This window comes from Bathymodiolus japonicus methanotrophic gill symbiont, assembly GCF_019721995.1.
Lineage (GTDB): Bacteria > Pseudomonadota > Gammaproteobacteria > Methylococcales > Methylomonadaceae > Methyloprofundus.
In genome coordinates this window covers 82,825-102,269 of sequence record NZ_BLYC01000006.1, presented here as the reverse complement: position 1 = coordinate 102,269, position 19,445 = coordinate 82,825, and the positions used below count along the sequence as shown (strand labels likewise).

20 protein-coding genes and 1 pseudogene are annotated in these 19,445 nt (G+C 42.3%); 13 read left to right on the top strand and 8 right to left on the bottom strand.

The window, feature by feature from the left end; genetic code table 11:
* Positions 1 to 12: 12 nt before the first annotated feature.
* On the bottom strand, positions 13 to 141 hold the full coding sequence (locus tag K6984_RS33165) for a hypothetical protein (protein WP_263458596.1): 129 nt from the start codon (positions 139 to 141) through the stop codon (positions 13 to 15).
* Positions 142 to 374: 233 nt separating this feature from the next.
* Between K6984_RS33165 and mutY the strand changes: the two genes are divergently transcribed.
* The 4 genes from mutY (at position 375) to recC (ending at position 6,925) form a co-directional block, all read left to right on the top strand.
* On the top strand, positions 375 to 1,418 hold the full coding sequence (gene mutY / locus K6984_RS10490) for an A/G-specific adenine glycosylase (protein WP_221895500.1): 1,044 nt from the start codon (positions 375 to 377) through the stop codon (positions 1,416 to 1,418).
* Between the two features lie 2 nt (positions 1,419 to 1,420).
* Positions 1,421 to 1,693: an oxidative damage protection protein gene (locus tag K6984_RS10485; protein WP_221895499.1), complete on the top strand. Its 273-nt coding sequence runs from the start codon at positions 1,421 to 1,423 to the stop codon at positions 1,691 to 1,693.
* Between the two features lie 338 nt (positions 1,694 to 2,031).
* Positions 2,032 to 3,321 (top strand): IS630 family transposase, encoded by a 1,290-nt coding sequence (locus K6984_RS10480; RefSeq protein ID WP_221894715.1) that lies wholly within the window; start codon positions 2,032 to 2,034, stop codon positions 3,319 to 3,321.
* 457 nt (positions 3,322 to 3,778) lie between these two features.
* Entirely contained in the window at positions 3,779 to 6,925 is a 3,147-nt protein-coding gene (gene recC, locus K6984_RS10475; RefSeq protein WP_221895498.1) for an exodeoxyribonuclease V subunit gamma, read from the top strand.
* Between the two features lie 560 nt (positions 6,926 to 7,485).
* On the opposite strand, the gene K6984_RS10470 is transcribed toward recC, so the two are convergent.
* Complete coding sequence (locus tag K6984_RS10470) at positions 7,486 to 7,743, bottom strand: hypothetical protein (protein WP_230988010.1); 258 nt, start codon at positions 7,741 to 7,743, stop codon at positions 7,486 to 7,488.
* Positions 7,744 to 7,764: 21 nt separating this feature from the next.
* Positions 7,765 to 8,328: pseudogene (locus K6984_RS10465) on the bottom strand (transposase); the annotation flags it as partial.
* 233 nt (positions 8,329 to 8,561) lie between these two features.
* Between K6984_RS10465 and K6984_RS10460 the strand changes: the two are divergent.
* From K6984_RS10460 to K6984_RS10450, 3 genes are all read left to right on the top strand, one after another.
* Positions 8,562 to 9,041 carry a hypothetical protein gene (locus K6984_RS10460; protein WP_221895496.1) on the top strand — a complete coding sequence of 160 codons (480 nt, stop codon included), beginning with the start codon at positions 8,562 to 8,564 and terminating at the stop codon, positions 9,039 to 9,041.
* 79 nt (positions 9,042 to 9,120) lie between these two features.
* The gene (locus tag K6984_RS10455) at positions 9,121 to 9,381 is read left to right on the top strand and encodes a hypothetical protein (RefSeq protein WP_221895495.1); all 261 of its coding nucleotides are present in this window, start codon (positions 9,121 to 9,123) and stop codon (positions 9,379 to 9,381) included.
* On the top strand, positions 9,287 to 10,120 hold the full coding sequence (locus K6984_RS10450) for a transposase (RefSeq protein WP_221895494.1): 834 nt from the start codon (positions 9,287 to 9,289) through the stop codon (positions 10,118 to 10,120). The genes K6984_RS10455 and K6984_RS10450 overlap by 95 nt, the downstream gene beginning before the upstream one ends.
* 50 nt (positions 10,121 to 10,170) lie before the next feature.
* Here K6984_RS10450 and nudE read toward each other — a convergent pair whose 3' ends face one another.
* On the bottom strand, positions 10,171 to 10,722 hold the full coding sequence (gene nudE, locus K6984_RS10445) for an ADP compounds hydrolase NudE (protein ID WP_221895596.1): 552 nt from the start codon (positions 10,720 to 10,722) through the stop codon (positions 10,171 to 10,173).
* A gap of 261 nt (positions 10,723 to 10,983) precedes the next feature.
* Here nudE and K6984_RS10440 point away from each other — a divergent pair, with 261 nt between their 5' ends.
* From K6984_RS10440 to K6984_RS10435, 3 genes are read left to right on the top strand one after another with little or no spacing between them, the layout of a single operon-like run.
* Positions 10,984 to 11,601, top strand: a complete 618-nt coding sequence (locus K6984_RS10440) for an HAD-IA family hydrolase (RefSeq protein WP_221895595.1) — start codon at positions 10,984 to 10,986, stop codon at positions 11,599 to 11,601.
* Positions 11,550 to 11,678 carry a hypothetical protein gene (locus K6984_RS33160; RefSeq protein WP_263458596.1) on the top strand — a complete coding sequence of 43 codons (129 nt, stop codon included), beginning with the start codon at positions 11,550 to 11,552 and terminating at the stop codon, positions 11,676 to 11,678. The genes K6984_RS10440 and K6984_RS33160 overlap by 52 nt, the downstream gene beginning before the upstream one ends.
* 27 nt (positions 11,679 to 11,705) lie before the next feature.
* Positions 11,706 to 11,867, top strand: coding sequence for a hypothetical protein (locus K6984_RS10435; RefSeq protein WP_221895493.1), 162 nt, complete (start codon positions 11,706 to 11,708; stop codon positions 11,865 to 11,867).
* A 482-nt stretch (positions 11,868 to 12,349) separates the two neighbouring features.
* Here the strand turns inward: K6984_RS10435 and K6984_RS10430 are convergent, their stop codons facing one another.
* Complete coding sequence (locus K6984_RS10430; protein ID WP_221895492.1) at positions 12,350 to 13,600, bottom strand: DEAD/DEAH box helicase; 1,251 nt, start codon at positions 13,598 to 13,600, stop codon at positions 12,350 to 12,352.
* Positions 13,601 to 13,745: 145 nt separating this feature from the next.
* Between K6984_RS10430 and trxA the strand changes: the two genes are divergently transcribed.
* The 3 genes from trxA (at position 13,746) to K6984_RS10415 (ending at position 15,981) form a co-directional block, all read left to right on the top strand.
* Positions 13,746 to 14,072: a thioredoxin TrxA gene (gene trxA, locus K6984_RS10425; protein WP_221895491.1), complete on the top strand. Its 327-nt coding sequence runs from the start codon at positions 13,746 to 13,748 to the stop codon at positions 14,070 to 14,072.
* A gap of 188 nt (positions 14,073 to 14,260) precedes the next feature.
* A complete protein-coding gene (rho, locus tag K6984_RS10420) occupies positions 14,261 to 15,517 on the top strand; it encodes a transcription termination factor Rho (protein ID WP_221895490.1) in 1,257 nt (418 codons plus the stop codon).
* A gap of 86 nt (positions 15,518 to 15,603) precedes the next feature.
* Positions 15,604 to 15,981, top strand: a complete 378-nt coding sequence (locus tag K6984_RS10415) for a hypothetical protein (RefSeq protein WP_221895489.1) — start codon at positions 15,604 to 15,606, stop codon at positions 15,979 to 15,981.
* 278 nt (positions 15,982 to 16,259) lie between these two features.
* Here K6984_RS10415 and K6984_RS10410 read toward each other — a convergent pair whose 3' ends face one another.
* The 3 genes from K6984_RS10410 to K6984_RS10400 all read right to left on the bottom strand — a co-directional run bounded on the left by K6984_RS10410 (position 16,260) and on the right by K6984_RS10400 (position 19,438).
* Positions 16,260 to 17,285 (bottom strand): quinone-dependent dihydroorotate dehydrogenase, encoded by a 1,026-nt coding sequence (locus K6984_RS10410; RefSeq protein ID WP_221895488.1) that lies wholly within the window; start codon positions 17,283 to 17,285, stop codon positions 16,260 to 16,262.
* A gap of 9 nt (positions 17,286 to 17,294) precedes the next feature.
* Positions 17,295 to 18,395 (bottom strand): NAD(P)/FAD-dependent oxidoreductase, encoded by a 1,101-nt coding sequence (locus tag K6984_RS10405; protein WP_221895487.1) that lies wholly within the window; start codon positions 18,393 to 18,395, stop codon positions 17,295 to 17,297.
* A gap of 194 nt (positions 18,396 to 18,589) precedes the next feature.
* Entirely contained in the window at positions 18,590 to 19,438 is an 849-nt protein-coding gene (locus K6984_RS10400; protein WP_263458718.1) for an IS701 family transposase, read from the bottom strand.
* Between the last annotated feature and the right edge of the window lie 7 nt (positions 19,439 to 19,445).

The window sequence follows — 19,445 nt, the reverse complement described above, 5'->3', positions numbered from 1 at the left end:
GTCATTTGGAGCCTATGTTCCGACCCCTTGTTGGGTCGGGACGAGGTGACGAGGACGAATCGGGGCCGCCGGAGGCATAAGTGGTCGCGTTAAGTTTTTGCTGCTTGCTTGGGCTGGGATGCCCAAAACAAGCTTTCGCAAAAATAGCGACTCCCCGAGCAAATCATTTAACCCGGAAGTCAGCAAAGCTAACTCCGTTTAATTCACTCCTTAGCATCCATAAATAAGGCTTACTTTGACCAGTATGTGTTTACTCATAACCAGGCTATCAAGCTCACAAACCTGGGCTTCTCGCGTTATCAAACTAATACCTGGCATCTAAGCTGAGAAAATATGCTCCAATCAGCAATTAACGCATTACTCCCTTAGCATAAATGAACCCACATACCTTTAGCCAATACCTACTGACTTGGTTTGACCAGTTCGGGCGTAAAGATCTGCCTTGGCAACATCCTGTTACTGCTTATCGAGTCTGGATATCTGAAATCATGTTACAACAGACTCAGGTTGTGACTGTGATTCCCTACTTTAATAAATTCGTCCGGCAATATCCTGATATACAGGTTCTGGCTAATGCCCCCTTAGATGAAGTCCTTAGTCTATGGGCTGGTTTAGGCTATTATACACGCGCTAGAAATCTACATAAAACTGCCGGTATCATTAATCAGGCTGGCAGGTTCCCAGATTCTTTTGCAGGCTTAGTCGTCTTGCCAGGAATTGGGGCCTCAACTGCTGGTGCGATACTAAGCATAGTTTTTAATAAACGTCAGGCCATTCTCGATGGCAATGTACGCCGAGTACTGGCTCGCTTTCAGGCCATATCAGGCTGGACAGGGGGCACGCAAGTTAATAAGCTGCTATGGTCTATAAGTGCACAATATACACCCGAAATACGTGTTGCCGACTATACTCAAGCCATTATGGATTTAGGCGCAACAATCTGCACTCGCGCTAAGCCTCGATGCACAGTGTGTCCCTTACAGACAGATTGCCTAGCACTTGAGCAGCAACGCGTGGCTGAATTACCCACGCCCAAGCCGCGTAAACAAATACCGATTAAACAAAGTACCTTTATTATTGCCATCAATGAAGATCAGCAAATTTTGCTGGAAAAAAGAGCCCCGACAGGTATTTGGGGAGGCTTATGGAGCGTTCCAGAATTAGCACACCACTCTGAAGTGGAGGAATGGCTACTGAAGCAGGCGATGGTGGTAACTAACAAACAGGAATTAGCCGTGAGACGGCATACATTTTCCCATTATCACTTGGATTATCAGCCGATTGTGCTTAATATTAGTCAGACTAAAAATAATATACTGGAAGCAGAAACAGCACTCTGGTATAAACATCGGCAAACTAAAAATATTGCGCTACCTGCGCCTGTAAAACAATTATTTGATGAACTCAACAAGGATTAATAATGACTAGATATGTAAACTGTGTGAAATTAGGCAGCAAGGAAGAAGGCTTGGAATCCTTGCCTTTCCCGGGCGTTAAAGGACAATACATCTACGATAATGTCTCCCAGAAAGCCTGGAAAGAATGGATTAGCATGCAGACCATGCTGATTAATGAAAACCGTCTGGCAAGCTTTGAGGCCAAAGCAAAAAAGATGATCGAGACAGAAAGAGAGAAATTTTTATTTGGCTCTGATTTCCAGATGCCCGAAGGCTACGTTCCACCCAAAAGCTAGTGCTGCACAAACCAGCAAAACTCGAATGGGGGAACAGAGACTAATATTGCTTACTTAAGTGAACATTTACTAATAAACAATAAGTTAACTGAAGTTTCCCAATTATTGAGTAGCTGAAATACACAATGCTGGTGTATCGAGGTTTATTTTAGGTGGTTTTGCCATGTTTATAGCAAACCCCTACTTAATTCCCCTTAGGCAATAGCATTTGAAACGAATGAAAAGACTATTTTTTTTCATATATAGACTTTCAGAAAATTAATTTCCGAACAAACAAAAACGACAGAGGGGAAACTGGCTTATAATTTTCGTCCCAACACTAACGGAAACAGTCAAAAATGGTATCCCTCACTTTTTCAAAGTCAATTGTAGACCGACTAAAAAAAAATATGGCGACAGCTCTCAAGCTAAGTAATATTTGTTTATATCGATTAACTCAAGCTCTACTCTGGTTCAGTGAATGCATGGGAATCAAAGAAATAGCACGCCTAATGGGAGTCTGTGAAAAAACCATTATAAATTGGCTGAAAACATTCATGCATAAAGGTGTCGGTTGGTTAATAGGGCAACACTATCAAGGACGTGGTCGGAAGTCAAAGTTAACTAAAGACCAGAAAAATAAATTGGTTGAGTTGATAAAGAAAGGCCCAGAAGACAATGGATTTCATTGTGGAATATGGAATACTGCGATGATTGCCGAGCTTATTTGGTTAAAATTTGAAGTTCGTTATAACTTGAACTATTTATCAAGCCTAATGAAAAAACTGGGCTTCAGTTATCAAAAAGCTCGTTTTGTGACTGATCGCCAAGAAGAAGAAAAGTACGAGCTTGAAAGAAAAACGTGGCTGGAAGAAACATTGCCTGCCATTATGGAAAAGGCGGTAGAAGAAAAGAGTGTCGTTTTATTCGGTGATGAGGTGTCATTTGCTATGTGGGGTTCATTGGCACGAACCTGGGCTCCAATAGGAGAGCAACCCACAGTGAAAACATCAGGGATTCGAAAAGGGTTGAAAATGTTTGGTACGATCGAACTCGAAGGAGGGAGTTTTCAATACCGAGAATCATTGGCTTATGAGATAAAACCAAAGTCACTTAGACTTTTAAAAGAAGCTGGGCTGCCTCAAGAATTTTTAGCTATTCTTAAAAGCTTAAAAAATGAGAAATATCCAACACAGAAGCTTTTTATGGAAGCGATATATTCTATTGCCGACAACGTCTTAATCGAGAGTTATAAGCCAATGATATTACAACACGCTGAAACATCTGGGCGTTTTAATGGTGAAAGCTATGTTGAGTTTTTAACACAATTGCTGGCTTATTATAAAGGCAAGATTATTCTAATTGAAGATGGTGCCCCGTATCATGGAAGCGGTGTTATTAAGGAATTTAAGTTAGCTAATGTAGATCGTTTGACAGTAGAACGTCTCCCTGCGTTCTCGCCGGATTTTAATCCGATTGAGAAATTATGGAAAAATACGAAACGCGATTCGACTCATATGAAGTATTTTAAAACTTTTGAAGATCTTCATGATTCAGTTGTGCAAACTTTTAACACTTATATGCATGATGCCAGTAAAGTGATTTGTGTTATGCAAAAATTGCGGGAAGATTTCGTTGTTACCGCCTAAGTTTAAGCGCTCCAAATTTGGAAATTATTTATCTGAGAAACTATAGTTTCAATTTTACCATAAATAATTATTGGGAAACTTCAGTAAGTTAAGAATGTAGGTTGGATTAGATTTTTACCGTAGCGAAAAAACGTATCCCAGCAATACGTTAATTTATGGGAAAATGCTGGGTTACGTAATCGCGCCTTGCTTGATAAACTAGCCCAGCCTACATATCCAAGCTATTGTTCATTAATATGTTAATGCTTAAGTAAGCAGTATTGGGGACAGAAGGGCATTTAGATTACCTTTATATGCCAACCTCCCCTAGCCTTTCTTTGCTAAAGGGAAAAATATTTTGCATGTTTGCGCCAGTTTCTCTTACCCTTCTGAATAGCTGGATTTTATTAATCTGGCTCCTACCGAAAGTAGGTTTTTTGTATACTCCCTATACAAACTCCCCCCACTCTGGAAAACCATGTTTATCCTGCACAGCTCCAATAAAACTGAAAACCTGCTTGAGCATCTCTGCGCTATTATCAGCAACTCACCTTTGGCTGACCCTTTAGCCAAAGAAGTTTTTCTAATTCAGAGTCAGGGCATGGAGCGCTGGCTGTCGCAACAGCTCGCAAGGAAGTTTCAGTTATTTGCAAACTCCGAGTTTTTATTTCCAGGTAAGTTTTTTAGCCAGATGGCGCGGCATATTAATCAGCAGATTCAAACCGATATCTTTGCACGCGAATTAATGGTGTGGCGCATCGAGAATTTATTACGTGATCTGGATGCCCCCGTTTTTTCTGAATTAAAGCAATATATCAGCGGTGAAAATATCGATCTGAAGCGCTTTCAACTGGCAACGCATTTAGCACAGATTTTTGACCAATATCAAGTGATGCGTCCCATGCTGTTGAATGACTGGCAACAGGGAAAATTACATTATTTCTCCGCAACGGAAAAATGGCAACAGGCTTTATGGCTCAAACTAAGCTTACTAACGACTGAGCAACATCGTGGTGCATTATGGTTACAGGCTATCGCAAAATTTAATGGCTTGCCGCCCGGTAAATTAGGTACTGAACTCCCTGAGCGAATTTCTATTTTTGGCTTAAACACCATGCCGCCACTCTTTATGGAATTTATCCAGGGACTGGCACGGCATACCGATGTGCATTTCTATCTGCTGAATCCAGCGCAGGCATTTTGGGCTGATATGGTAAGTAGCAAGCGAGTGAATTTAGAGGCATTTGAAAATGGTCACCCACTATTAGCCAGTCTGGGGCAACAAGGCCGTGAGTTTCAGCAGATGCTGCTGGATCGTGCTTTCGAGCTGGAACTGGATAGCTTTGAAGATAACCCTGGGGAATCATTAAGTAATTTGCAGCAATTACAGAATGATATGCTAAATAACGCTAGCAGCAGCCTGCCCATGGTTAGTGACGGCTCTATCAGCATACATTCCTGTCACACGCGTATGCGTGAAGTGGAAGTACTAAAGGCTCAATTGTTACACGCGCTAGAAACGGACCCTAAGCTGGAATTGCGCGATATTGTGGTGATGGCACCTGATATACAGCAGTATGCGCCATTTATCAGTGGTGTATTTGATGAGCTTCAGCATGCGATTGCAGATCGCAGCTTGCGTAATAGCAACAGCACCTTTGATACTTTTCTACGCTTTATACGCTTGACCCAAAGTCGCTTTGGCTGGCAGCAGGTAATGGACTTACTAAGCCAGGCTGAAGTTTATCGCTGTTTTGGCCTTACTGAAACCGATGTGGAGTTAATTCAGCACTGGGTGGCCGGGACATATATACGCTGGGGTAAGTCAGCAACGCATAAACAACAGTTAAATTTACCCAAAACAGCTGAAAATACCTGGCAAGCCGGCTTAGAGCGGCTGTTAATGGGCTATGCAGTTGGCACTGAAGATGATTTTTTTGCTGGCATTCTACCATATAGTGAAATTGAAGGCTCATCCGCTCAGGCTCTGGGCGGGTTGCACGATTTTCTGCAATTATTATTTAGTGCGAGTAGCAAGCTGGCCAAGAGCTATACCTTGGCAGAGTGGGCCGCTCATCTGCTGGCTTATGCTGATTTATTATTTCCTGCCGAGCAATTAGACGATGCTGCTCAACAAGCGGAAAAGCAGCAGATGAATGAAATTTTTCTGGAGTTAAGTCAGCAGTTTGCCGCAATACATGATCAGCCTGTTTCATTAAGCGTTATTTTAGCCTGGCTAGAGGGGCGAGTTGAAGAAGTGAAGTCGTCCAATGGATTTTTACGTGGTCAGCTGACATTCTGTTCCATGCTACCGATGCGCTCGATTCCATTTAAAGTTATTGCTTTATTAGGTATGAATGAGGGCGAATTCCCACATATCGACCACCACCTGACTTTTGATTTATTAGGCAAAGACTTTCAACCGGGCGACCGTTCCAGGCGTGCCGATGATCGTTACCAGTTTCTGGAAATCCTGCTTTCTGCACGCCAGCAGGTGATTATTACCTATATCGGTCAGTCAATTAGCGAAAATGAACCTATACCCGCTTCAGTAGTTATTCACGAGTTGCTGGACGTGATGCAGGAGCATTACCAGTTGGATAGCCTTATTACTCAGCACCCACTACAAAGCTTTAGCCCGCGTTATTTTAAATCGGAAACCGGACTGATCAGCTATAGCCACACCGACTTTGCAACAGCACAGGCGCTAAGCGCCCACAAAACAGAGCAACAAGCCTGGTGGCAAGGTGAGATTCAAGCAGATAATCAAGCAGTGATAGAAGTGCAGGAACTATTGCGTTTTTATCGCCATCCGCAGAAGTATTTTTTACAGCAGCAACTGAATATTCGCCTGCATGGTATCGAAGCTGATGAGCAAGAGCATGAGCCATTTAGTCTTGAAGGTATGGATAGCTACCTGCTAAATCATCAATGGATTGAGGCAAAGCTAAAGCAGGATAATTTATCACTGGCCAAATTAAAAGCACAGGGGCGGTGGATCTCAGGTGAATTAGGTGTGCTTGCCTTTAATGCGCAAGAGCAGGAAATAGACAAATTTGTCGAGAAAATTCTGTCGAAAAGTGCCGGCCTGAGTAGCGACCCTATTGCAATAGACATTAATATCGACGCTATACGCCTGGTCGGTACTATCGCTAATCAATATACCGAGGCAAGCCTGATTTATCGTTACACGCCGATGAAAGGTAAAGACTTTATTATTGCCTGGCTACAGCACCTGATACTTAATCGGCATGGCACGCATACGACTCATTTAATCAGCCTGGATGAGTACATTACTTTTTTGCCGGAACATATCAAGGGCAACGAGCTAGAGCAATTTCTACAACTGTATCTGCAGGGGCAAAGTAGACCGGGTGCATTTTTTACCGAAGCTGCTTTTTCCTATATAAAACAGCAAAGCGCACTGAATACCCCCTCAAGCCGCAGCTCCGTCCCGGCCATTGTAAAAGCGCAGGAGGTATTAAGCCATGCTATAGAGCAAAGCTATGAACCTGAACTACAGCTGCTCTATAAAAACCTGGGAGGTATAGAAGAATTATTAAATAGTGAGTTTGAGCAGTATTGTAATGATTTATTGCTCCCTGTTTGGGAGGCAAGCGGTTGATAGAGCTTTTTTGATCGTCTGTAAAAATAAGGGTAATTCACATGAGTGCAATAGCTTTAGCTATTGCTGTCATTAAAAAAACTAAAGCTTTTTTACTCCTATTCTGGATTTAAAGTAGATATGCTTTATTCCTACTTATCATTAGTAACTTCAGCTCCCTCTCAGTCCCTTCTCCGTCTGGATTAGGGAAATGAACCCATATCTTCTGAGTGCATTTTCGTTGCCGTTATGACAAAGGACATTATGCTATACCAAGCCTAAGTATTTTTAGAGATGCCCCCTTGGACCCGAATGAACTTGAAACGGTCTTCAACGCCTGGAATAAAGCCTATGCCCAAGTGAACAATTCTCTCGCAATTGACGGCAAAGTCATGTGTAATGCGATTGACGAGTCTGGGCGTCAAACACACATACTCCTGTCATAACCTTGTAAACCCCTGAATATTAAAAATAATGATAGTAAAAACGTGTCTGCGCTGGTGATGGATCGGATGAAGTTAAGCAAACTAATGACATAAACAAGCTCCGATATTATTAGACTGAAGTTTCTTAGAAATTCATCAAGCAACCATTCGCAATAAAACGGCTACCACCGAATTTACAGGGGAGCTGCTGTATTTGGGGCAAACCCTTTCAAAATCCGGATCCAAAGCCGCTTCGGCAATGATGCGGCGGATATCTGAAAATGCGAAACTGGCTCGCCCCTTCACTTTGTGCCGACGTTCCGGATCGGTTTTTAAACGATCCGCGTAAATCCACGTCAGCGTTGTTGCCATCATACAGAAGTTCAAATGGTTGGTCACTGCGGTGTTTTTCAAGATAGTTTTCGCCTAAATTATTTAAGCCGCTTCATCAGTCCTGTCAGGATTTAATGAAACTGGCCCTGTAGCATCCCAGTTTCTGGTTGAGCCAGACCATCTGGAAGGTTTTTCTTTTTTCTTCTGGAGATATAATTTATCTCGCATTTCAAGAATATTTTTGTCTTTTCCTTCATGTCGTTCCGCAGGTGTGACGAATTCTATTTTGCTGTGCCGGTGCTCGTTGTTATACCATTCGACAAAGTTACCTACCCATTCCCGGGCTTCATCAAGACTATCAAAGCCACTGCCAGGCCAGTCAGGACAATACTTTACCGTTCTAAACAAAGCTTCAGAATAAGGGTTGTCATTACTCACTCGTGGGCGGCTGTATGAGCTGGTTAAGTTTAAATCATACATTTTGCTGCGCAAGGTGAGTGATTTCATTGGTGCGCCATTATCAGAATGGAGCACCAATGGGTTATACATCATTTTTTCCTTTAATAGGCTACGCTCAAGTAGTGTAGCGGCATCTTCGCCACTTTCTTGTTCATACACTTCAGCCCCGACTATTTTTCGGCTATAAATGTCCTCTATCATATATAAATCATCAGTGTTCCCATTGAAAGAAGAAGTACCTAAACAAAGCAGCCTATAACCTACCTGAAGGTAGCACCACTCGAATATTTCCATCTTTTTGATTTTAATCACTTATAACAGCAAATAGACACTCTGTAGGCACCGTAAAAAACAACAAATAATTTCAAATAAAGCTTGCATTTTCCGAAAAATTTTTCTAAAAATTTCCGTTTTAATCACCTCATAAACGGATATCACTCATGCTTAAAGACCTACCACTCTCTGAACATATTCACCAACACTGCAATGAAAGTATGGAACGTGCCCTGTTAGCAGAGCGTCATCCTTTGTGGGCTCGTTCATGCCCAGAGTTGAAGGATATCGACTTTATTCGCCTTGGGTTATTACGCTGTATCAGTGTAGTCGATAGTGGTCGCCATTTCCTCCAAACCAATGAACAGATTTATGGCCAGCTGCTTCCCCACTCAACGTATTTTAAATCACTGAAGTCGCATAGACGAACAAGTATGCTTGAGGCATTTGAACAGCAGAGCTATCATCTTCACTCTGAAACACTGCTATCGCAAGGCATTGATTATCTTGAAGCATTCCCGGAACTTGACGAATACACCATAGAAGCAGCGGATGGACATTTTATTGATCATGCCCGCCATACTGAAAGAAACAGCAACAGGCGCGCCATGCTACCTCACGAAATTCCGGGACTCCTGTCGCCGTAATTCGTTCACCTACGCAGCGAATAGGAGATGCTCCAGCCGCCCTGCGTCCGCCACAGACTGAGCACAAAGCAGCTCAGTCATGGCTACCACAAATGGCTCTACGGCTATTCGGGATAAAATTTTAGCCTCCCTCGCGCGCTATCGCGCACTTCGGATTGGCAAATTTCCCTGCGCCTTCTGGAGACTATCAGCCCGTCCGGGGCTGACAGCGGGGGAAAGTTTATGCGGCCGGGGGGATTTACGCGTTGAATCTCAGAAGTGGGTTGCTCAGATTTCTTTGTCTGGTGACAAACGGAACTCAGAGACATCAAGAAATACCTGTGTTACGAAATCATATTGAAAAGCAAAACAAGGGAAATAACAGCTCTCAGAAACATCTCTATGTCTACGATAAAGCCGTCACCGACTTTGTCTGGTGGGATCGGCAGAAACGACATGCTAATTACATGATTTCAATGCTAAAAGAAAATTCAATTGCGATTCTCGTTGAGTCTATCCCTTTTGACTCCCGCCATGAGATCAATACAGGGGTTGAAGCATACAGTGTGTACGAAAACAAGGGCATCAAATTTAACGTGGTGGATTACCGTGATCCAGAAACCGGAAAACTTCACCGGTTTGTGACAACCTTGCCAATGACGATTAACCCTGGAACCATTGCCATGCTGTATTTCAAGCGATGGACGATTGAAAAGACATTCAATAACACTAAAAGTAATTTCAAGGAAACTAAAGCTTGGTCTTCCAATACCCGCTCACTTGAAAATCAAATGCGCCTGACTGCAATGAGCTATAATTTAATGCGAGTGTTTGAAGAGATTTCAAAAACACAACAGCCAGAATTGATTCATCCATCGGATAAAAAATATAGCGAGGCTCTGGAGATAAGGCAGCAACAGGCTCAAAAACGAGATCGTTTTGTGAATCCATTATTTTTCCAGGCAAAAATATCTCGTATCAGCTCGTATACCATTCGGGCAGTTCAAAACGCAATAATAACAGGAATGTCTTTACAGTGCTTTATGAGCTCTCTTGTAGCGAGGTTAGTTTTACCGCCTCAATTGATAGGGGAACACTGATGTTTGTCAGAGAGTTTCATGGTCAAATATCTCAAGCACTCAGTTTAAATTTAGCACTGCAACAAATAATCTCGAACCATATATAAAGCGGCAATACTCCGCGCTTCAGTACATTGGCCACTATTCACTAATTCCGTTAGATTATCCAGTTTCCAGGGGACAACTTCTAACTCTTCCGGCTCATCCCCTGGCAATTTTTCGGGGTATAGGTCCTGGGCAAGAATAATTTCGGTCATATGCTCCATATAACTCGGAGTAATAGAAAACGAACTAAGTTGCTGTAAATTGTTTGCCCCATAACCTACCTCTTCCTTTAATTCACGATTTGCTGCCTCCAGAGCCGTTTCACCCGCATCAATTTTTCCCTTTGCCAATCCCAGTTCATAGCGCTCTACACCGCCTGAATACTCCCGAATCAATAATACCGTTTGCGGATCTAGCATCGGAACTATCAGCACCGCGCCATTACTTCCACTACCTCGCATCAAGCGCTCATATTGCCGGGTCGCACCATTGCTAAATTCTAAATCCAGCGATTCAATTCTAAATAAACGCGATTGAGCCACGATTTTTCTATTAAGTATCTTCGGTTCTTGGGACATTTTTGTTATGGTGATCAATATTTACTTAACTGAAGTTTCCCAATTATTGAGTAGCTGAAATACACAATGCTGGTGTATCGAGGTTTATTTTAGGTGGTTTTTCCATGTTTATAGCAAACCCCTACTTAATTCCCCTTAGGCAATAGCATTTGAAACGAATGAAAAGACTATTTTTTTCATATAGTTGTAGCATAGTTTCAATTTTACCATAAATAATTATTGGGAAACTTCAGTTTACTTAATATCACTATAGCCTTTGTTATGCTGGATTGGAATAAAATTAATACAGTTTTACTAGATATGGATGGAACTTTGCTGGATTTGAATTTTGATAATCATTTCTGGCTAGAGTTTATTCCCGAGTGCTATGCACTTAAAAACCAGCTAACTATTACGCAAGCAACAGATATTTTGTTGCCTTTATTCAAGAGTATGGAAGGCAAGCTGGAATGGTATTGCCTAGATTACTGGAGTGGCATTTTAAACCTGGATATCGCTGGCCTGAAAGCAGAGATTTCAGGTTTAATCAATGTATTGCCTCATGTGACAGAGTTTTTAAATGCCTTGAAGGTTACCGATAAAAAGGTGTTCTTAGTCACTAATGCGCATCGTAACAGCTTATCAATTAAAATGGAAAAACCCTGTTTGCAACCTTTTTTTGATGAGATTATCTGCTCGCATGATTATGCTTTTGCCAAAGAGCATCAAGAGTTTTGGCAAGCCTTTCAAAATCAGCATGGCTGGAATAAGCAAACAACTTTAATGGTGGATGATAGTCTGGCCGTACTGCAATCTGCCAAGACTTTTGGCGCGGGGAGTCGCTATTTTTGCGAAAGCTTGTTTTGGGCATCCCAGCCCAAGCAAGCAGCAAAAACTTAACGCGACCACTTATGCCTCCGGCGGCCCCGATTCGTCCTCGTCACCTCGTCCCGACCCAACAAGGGGTCGGAACATAGGCTCCAAATGACTTGACGCCGTGTCGGATGGCCTTTTATTTTGTCTCCACCTTCGCTAACGCTCAGACTCCGACAAAACAACGACCCTACGGCTATCGCGGACTAAAAATCATCACTTCGCTTAGGCTACGTTTCCCTGATTTTCAGCGATTGAGTATTTACTATCCATTAGCTGAAGTTTCCCAATAATTATTTATGGTAAAATTGAAACTATGCTACAACTATATGAAAAAAACAGTCTTTTCATTCGTTTCAAATGCTATTGCCTAAGGGGAATTAAGTAGGGGTTTGCTATAAACATGGAAAAACCACCTAAAATAAACCTCGATACACCAGCATTGTGTATTTCAGCTACTCAATAATTGGGAAACTTCAGTCCATTAGTAGACCCGACTCAAAAAAAGCAGCCCGAAGTATTACCAAGTTCCCTGCGATTCATGATTTTCGGGAGATTATGCCCGCAGCATAATGTTTACAAATGCTTTTTACCATGCAGAGCATGAAGGACTTGAAGATTTAGCTTAACTGGCTTCAAGTTTTTTATGTTGAATAAGGAAGCAAATTTCAATAATATCCAAGCATGACTTATTTCTGTCTACGCAGGAATGTTGTTTCTTTTTACCTTCACTCTCTTCATGTCCTTCAGGGTAAAAAATTAATCATCCAGTTCTCTACGCTTTTGAGTGTGTTCTTGTTCCTAGCTTTCTTGGTGAATATTGCTTGCGTTCTGCTCGTGGCCTTGGGGCGGGCTTGGTTAATTCGGGTAATAAATCTTCGGTAACTTTATGTACCGGCACTTTCTGATTGATATAGTCTTCTATATCGGGCATAGAATAGGCATATTCTTCACAGATAAAACTAATCGCTTCACCCTTTGCGCCAAAGCGCGCTGTTCTGCCAATTCTATGCACATAATCTTCTGCATCCTGAGGTAAATCAAAATTAAATACATGCAAGACATCAGGTATATGCAGTCCACGTGCCGCAACATCTGTGGCGATCATAATAGTGACTTTACTTGCCTGAAAATCTGCTAATAAACGCTGGCGCTTTTCCTGTGGTACATCGCCGCTTAATAGTGCCGTTTTATAGCCATTGGCAGCAAGGTAGTCCGCTAATCTTTCTGCGCTACGCTTGGTATTGACAAAAACTATACTACGCTCGGGATTATGTGAATTAAGCAGGCCGATTAACAACGGGATTTTCTGCTCGTTCGCAGGGCAAAAGGCAAATTGATTAATAGATTCCGAGGTGACTTCTTCAGACTCAATTTTAACCATCACCGGCTGATACATATGCTCATAAGCCAGCTCAGACACCTTGAACGACAGGGTCGCAGAAAACAGCATGTTCAGGCGTTTTTCAGGGTTCGGCATACGATTAAGCAAATAACGTATATCTTTTATAAAGCCTAAATCAAACATTCTATCCGCTTCATCCAGCACCATCACCTGGATATTATCCAGAGAAAATGCTTTTTGCCGATAAAAATCAATAATTCTACCAGGCGTCGCAATAATGATATCGACATTGCCCTGAACTGCTTTTAATTGCTTCTGATAGTCTGTACCACCATAGATAAGTGCTAGATTAAAATCCAGATGTTTACCTAATAATAAAGCATCTTTATGAATTTGTATGGCAAGCTCACGTGTTGGGGCTAAAATTATCGCTCGGGGGTATTTTCTTTTTTCGCTGTTGTCATTTAACAGCCGCTGGAAAGTCGCCAATAAAAAGCTCGCGGTCTTTCCCGTTCCTGTTTGCGCTTGCCCTGCGACATCTCTATCGCGCAGAGCGATTGGCAAGGACTTATCCTGAATCGGCGAGCATTGATCAAAACCAGCGTCTTTCAAGCCTTTTAAAATACTGCTGGAAAGTTCCAGGTTAATGAATTGTGTATCCGTTAAATGTGTCTTCTTCATCTGAGTAGAATACATCAATAGCCGCTAGTTTGCACTGTCCAGTTTAAATTGAAGAAATAAGCGGCCAATATTTTTCAAAAAATAGATTGACAAAATATTGCGATACAGCGACATTACTCCTTCGTAAAATAATTTGGAGAATAGCGTGAGTGACTCAGTCCTTCATGTAACTGATAGTAATTTTGATGAACTTGTTTTAAAAGCTGATGCGCCTGTATTAGTTGACTACTGGGCTGAATGGTGCGGTCCTTGTAAAATGATTGCTCCGGTTTTAGATGAAATTTCTGCAGAGTATTCCGGTAAAATTACTGTTGCAAAGTTGAATATTGATGACAATCCTGCCACACCTTCCCATTATGGTGTACGTGGAATTCCAACACTAATGCTATTTAAAGATGGCGATGTTGAAGCAACTAAAGTTGGCGCATTAACAAAATCACAGCTTACTCAGTTCATCGACGGTAACATCTAAAGCACACACTTTTTAGAATTCTGAAGGGAAGTAACAATAAAGTTGTTACTTCCCTTTTTTATGCGTATACTACGCAACTGGTGCTGACCTCTTTCTGCACTTTCTGCATATCAAAATAACCACATCTTACACACTAAACTAACTTCATCTGTTAGTGAACATGTTATATCTTCCTTAACTATCCTTGTATGAATCTTACCGAATTAAAATTAAAACCAATTACAGAAATTATTGCACTTGCTGAAAATCTAGGTATCGAAAATGTTTCTCGATCGAGGAAACAGGAAGTTATCTTTTCCATTCTGAAAAAACAGGCTAAAAGTGGCGAAGACATATACGGCGATGGTGTTATAGAAATCTTACAGGATGGCTTTGGTTTTTTACGCACACCAGGCAGTTCTTATCTGACAGGCCCTGATGATATTTATGTCTCACCTAGCCAGATCCGCCGATTTAGCTTACGCACCGGGGATACCATCAGCGGTAAAATCAGACCTCCGAAAGACAACGAGCGCTATTTTGCCATGCTCAAAGTTGAGAGAATCAATTTTGAAGCACCAGAAAATGCAAAACACAAAATTCTCTTTTCTAACCTGACACCCTTATTCCCTAACAAGCGTTTTATTATGGAACGCGGTGATGGTAGCAGTGAAGATTTAACCGGACGAGTCATCGACTTAATTTCTCCCATCGGTAAAGGCCAGCGTGGCCTTATCGTTTCTCCACCTAAAGCCGGTAAAACCATGATTCTGCAGAGCCTTGCGCACTCAATTGCAGAAAATAATCCTGAGTGTTACATGATCGTACTACTCATTGACGAGCGCCCGGAAGAAGTTACAGAAATGCAGCGCTGTATACGTGGGGAAGTTATTTCCAGCACCTTTGATGAGCCTGCTACGCGTCATGTACAGGTTGCTGAAATGGTGATAGAAAAAGCCCGTCGCCTGGTTGAGCACAAACACGATGTAGTTATTTTGTTAGACTCATTAACCCGTTTGGCACGTGCTTATAATATCGTCGCTCCTTCGTCCGGCAAGTTACTTTCTGGGGGGGTGGATGCCAACGCACTGGAAAAGCCCAAGCGCTTTTTTGGAGCAGCACGTAATATCGAAGAAGGTGGCAGCTTAACTATTATCGCAACTGCTCTGGTGGATACCGGCTCACGTATGGATGAAGTTATTTACGAAGAATTCAAAGGCACAGGTAATATGGAACTGCACCTGGAACGTAAAATTGCTGAAAAACGCATCTATCCTGCGATCAATATTAACCGCTCTGGCACGCGTCGTGAAGATTATCTTGTTGACCCGGAAGCCCTACAAAAGACCTGGATCTTACGCAAAATCCTGCAACCTATGGATGAAATGGCTGCCTCTGAATTTATACTTGGTAAACTTAAGGACTTCAAAACCAATGCCGAATTTTTTGAGTCTATGAAGCGCTAGATCATTATTCAGCAAAACCTGGAGAACGATATGAAAAAGCACAGGACTTATTTTTTATTGCTACATTAACTTGCCTTAGCCAGCCGATGGCTTTTGCTGAACAGCAATATGATTCGAACGCATCACAAGCGACTGAAGTAACCCAGACTAGTACCACTGCAACTGAACAGGAAGTTGACCCAGACTTATCACAGTCTGCAGAGAATATTACAGAAACAGAAATGGATGATACATCTTCTACTGACAAATATATGCTTTCCGAAGTGATCATTCGTCCTTTCGCCGTGCTAGGTAGTGTTACAGGGTTTGCACTTTTTCTTGCTGCATCACCTTTTTCTGGGCTGGCGAGTATACCGGAGCCACATGATGCTTTTAAAAAGACCTGGGATAACTTTGTGGTAACTCCCTATTTTTTCGCTTTCCGCCGCCCACTTGGCGATTATTCAGTTGAGCTAAATCATTAAACCTTATCATTCAACCTGATTACGTACATGTCGCAGCCATTATAAAAAAAATTAATATCTGTATTTTATACAAAACCGACTTCGTCATTCCCAAAGTATTTTATCGGGAATCTATTGCTTAGGCCTATAGATTCCTGCTAACAACATGCAGAAATGACGGGCGTATTTGAATATAGCAGAGGATTATGGGTAATCAGGTAATTCAATAAAAAAGGCTGCAAGAGCTTTAGCTCTCGCAGCCTTTTTTTGTTTAAGTGTTAGGTTCATACCACATACGCTTAAGCCTGTGCTGTTAAGCCTTGCATAATCTCATTGACTAAGTTCGGACCTTGATAAATCAGTCCACTATAGACTTGCACCAGGCACGCTCCTGCATCCAGTTTCTCTTGTGCATCTGCATAACTCATAATACCGCCTACTGCGATGATGGGTATATTTCCTCGTAACTCCTCGGCAAGTCTAGCAACCACATAAGTTGATTTCTGCCTGACGGGAGATCCACTTAACCCACCCATTTCATCTGCTAAAGGATGGCCTTGAACAGCACTGCGCTCCAGGGTTGTATTGGTTGCAATCACACCATCGATAGAAAAATCAATTAAAAGCCCTGCAATATGCTGAATTTCCTGATCGCTTAGGTCAGGTGCAATTTTAACTACGATCGGGGTATATTTGTTATGCTGTCTTTGTAGAGCCAGCTGCTCTTCTTTTAACGCAGGGAGTAGCTTTTTAATTTCATCACCTTGTTGTAGCTGACGCAAATTCTTAGTGTTAGGCGATGAAATATTAATCGTAATATAGCTCGCATCCAGATAGGCCTTACGTAAACAAACCAGGTAATCGTCAGTCGCTTTATCCATTGGCGTATCAAAGTTTTTACCTATATTAATCCCCAGTACACCTTTATACTGACTGCTTCTAACTTGCTCTAATAGATAATCTACGCCTTGATTATTAAATCCCATACGATTAATAATCGCCTGGTGCTCAATTAATCTGAATAATCGTGGTTTTGGATTTCCGGGCTGGGGACGTGGAGTCACTGTACCAATTTCCAGAGAGCCAAATCCAAGTGCGGCTAATGCATCTATATAATCACCATTTTTATCCAGGCCTGCTGCCAAGCCGACAGGGTTGGAAAAATCTAGCCCCATCACTGTTACCGGCTTTGTAATCATGGCTGGATTAAGTAGTTTATCCAGACCTGCCTGATGGGAGAGTTTTAAGCCTTTTAAAGTCAGGTAATGTGCCGTCTCAGCATCTAACTTAAATAGTAAAGGCTTGATGAAAGGGTAATAATTCATGGCTGATTGTTAGTGCTTAGCTGAAAATTCATACAAACCCGCATCCATCGTCGTCGCTTGCCGGGTAATTATGTCATAAAGTAATTGTGCAGCGGCTGGCCCCATCGCAAAGCCATTTCTGAAGTGCCCGGCATTTATTGCCAGATTGTTAATTTCTGGATGCATACCTATATATGGGATGCCTTGCAACGTACCCGGACGTATACCTGCCCAGTGATGGATAATAGGCGCTGATTCCAGGGCAGGAAATAGATTTCTGGCAAAACCAGCTAGTGACTGTTGCGCCTGTTGGGATGTCGATTTATTAAATTCTGCATATTCTACAGTACTACCACATAATATTTTTCCATCACGCCGGGGAATTAAATACTGGTTATTATCTAGTACCATCGTTTGCAGAGTATTGACAGGTGCATCTAATATCAACATTTGTCCTTTAACAGGAAAAACTTCAACACGTGCATTTTCTCTATCCCCGAATAATTGCCTGCATAAATTCCCCGTCCAAGCGCCTGCTGTTATCACTACAGTATTCACTGTAAACGTTTCCGACTCACAGGCTATTGCGGCAATCCGGTGATTACTTATCTGCGCTTTTTCTATTGTACAGTTTTCAACTATATTAACACCACGCTGTAGCAGGTCTTGCTTTAGTGATTTAAGTAAACGAGGATTTCGAACCTGGGCTATAGAGTCCAGATACAAGGATTGGCCATTACAGCTAGAAAACGTGCTTCGCTGCTCTGGGCTTGCAAAGTTATAATTAATAGCATATTTTTCACACCAACTGGTGGCTTTGTCTAAATCCGCAAGCTGGGTCATTAACAAACCGCTGACTGTATATTCAGGATCCAGTCCCGTGGATTCAATCAATGTTTGTACTAACTCTGGATACGCTGTTATGCTCGGTAACACAAGCTGGCTAATAGCATCCGCCTGACGCCAGGGATATAGGGGCAGTAAAATCCCCCCTCCGGCCCAGGAAGACTCTTGTCCGACCTGACCCTTTTCTATAATCGTGACTTTTGCTCCAGCTAAAGCAAACAAGCGCGCACTTAACAGGCTAGTGATACCACCACCTACAAAAGTTATATCAGGTATAGGATGCATAAAAAAAGGAAGTTAAAAAATAGGCAATCATTATACCTTTTGCCCCTCAGAACAAACAGATAAGTATGCATCGATTTGCATTAAAGAACAGCAAATGCCCGCTATATAAATCCACTTGTTTACTTAAGCATAGCTCGGCACCCAGGCTAGATTTGTGGCAGCGTATATCTAAACTGAAGTTTCTTAGAAATTCATCAAGCAACCATTCGCAATAAAACGGCTACCACCGAATTTACAGGGGAGCTGCTGTATTTGGGGCAAACCCTTTCAAAACCCGGATCCAAAGCCGCTTCGGCAATGATGCGGCGGATATCTGAAAAGGCGAAACTGGCTCGCCCCTTCACTTTGTGCCGACGTTCCGGATCGGTTTTTAAACGATCCGCGTAAATCCACGTCAGCGTTGTTGCCATCATACAGAAGTTCAAATGGTTGGTCACTGCCTGCGCATTTCGACACTGACTTTTCTGACTCCCTATGTCTTGCTTGAGCTCTTTGAACCCGGATTCGATTTTCCATCGCGCACCATAATACTCAATAATCTGTGTGACGGATAAACTTAGATCGGTCGTAAACAAAGCAATCCACTGTGTGCGACGAAACACCCAGACAACCTGAACGGGTCGTTTCAATGTTTTCAGCATGACAACGCGACTATAAGCCCTGACTTCACGCTGTTTTCCATAGAGATTCACGGTATACGATCGGGCCTTTTGTTGTACTGTTTTTGCCATGTCTGTGGCTGCCCCCAGACGCTGCCCGTACTTTTTATTCCGCCCCCTCTGCTTGGGTTTTCTTTTTTCTGGACGATCGTACAGTACATTATTGCACCTTAACCTAGAGAGAATATTAAACCGGCTTCCGATAGCTTTGTGAGCAGGCTTCCATAGGCCATTGTTGCCAAACCAGCTATCAGTGACTGTCAATATCGGAGCGGTGGAAAAATGTTCTGCAATTGCAATCAGCATTTGAGCCGCCTGAGCCATCTTGGTCTGGAAAGGAACGACATCACCTCTTATCGTGGCGGTTTCTTTTTTTGCCTGAATTGTTTTT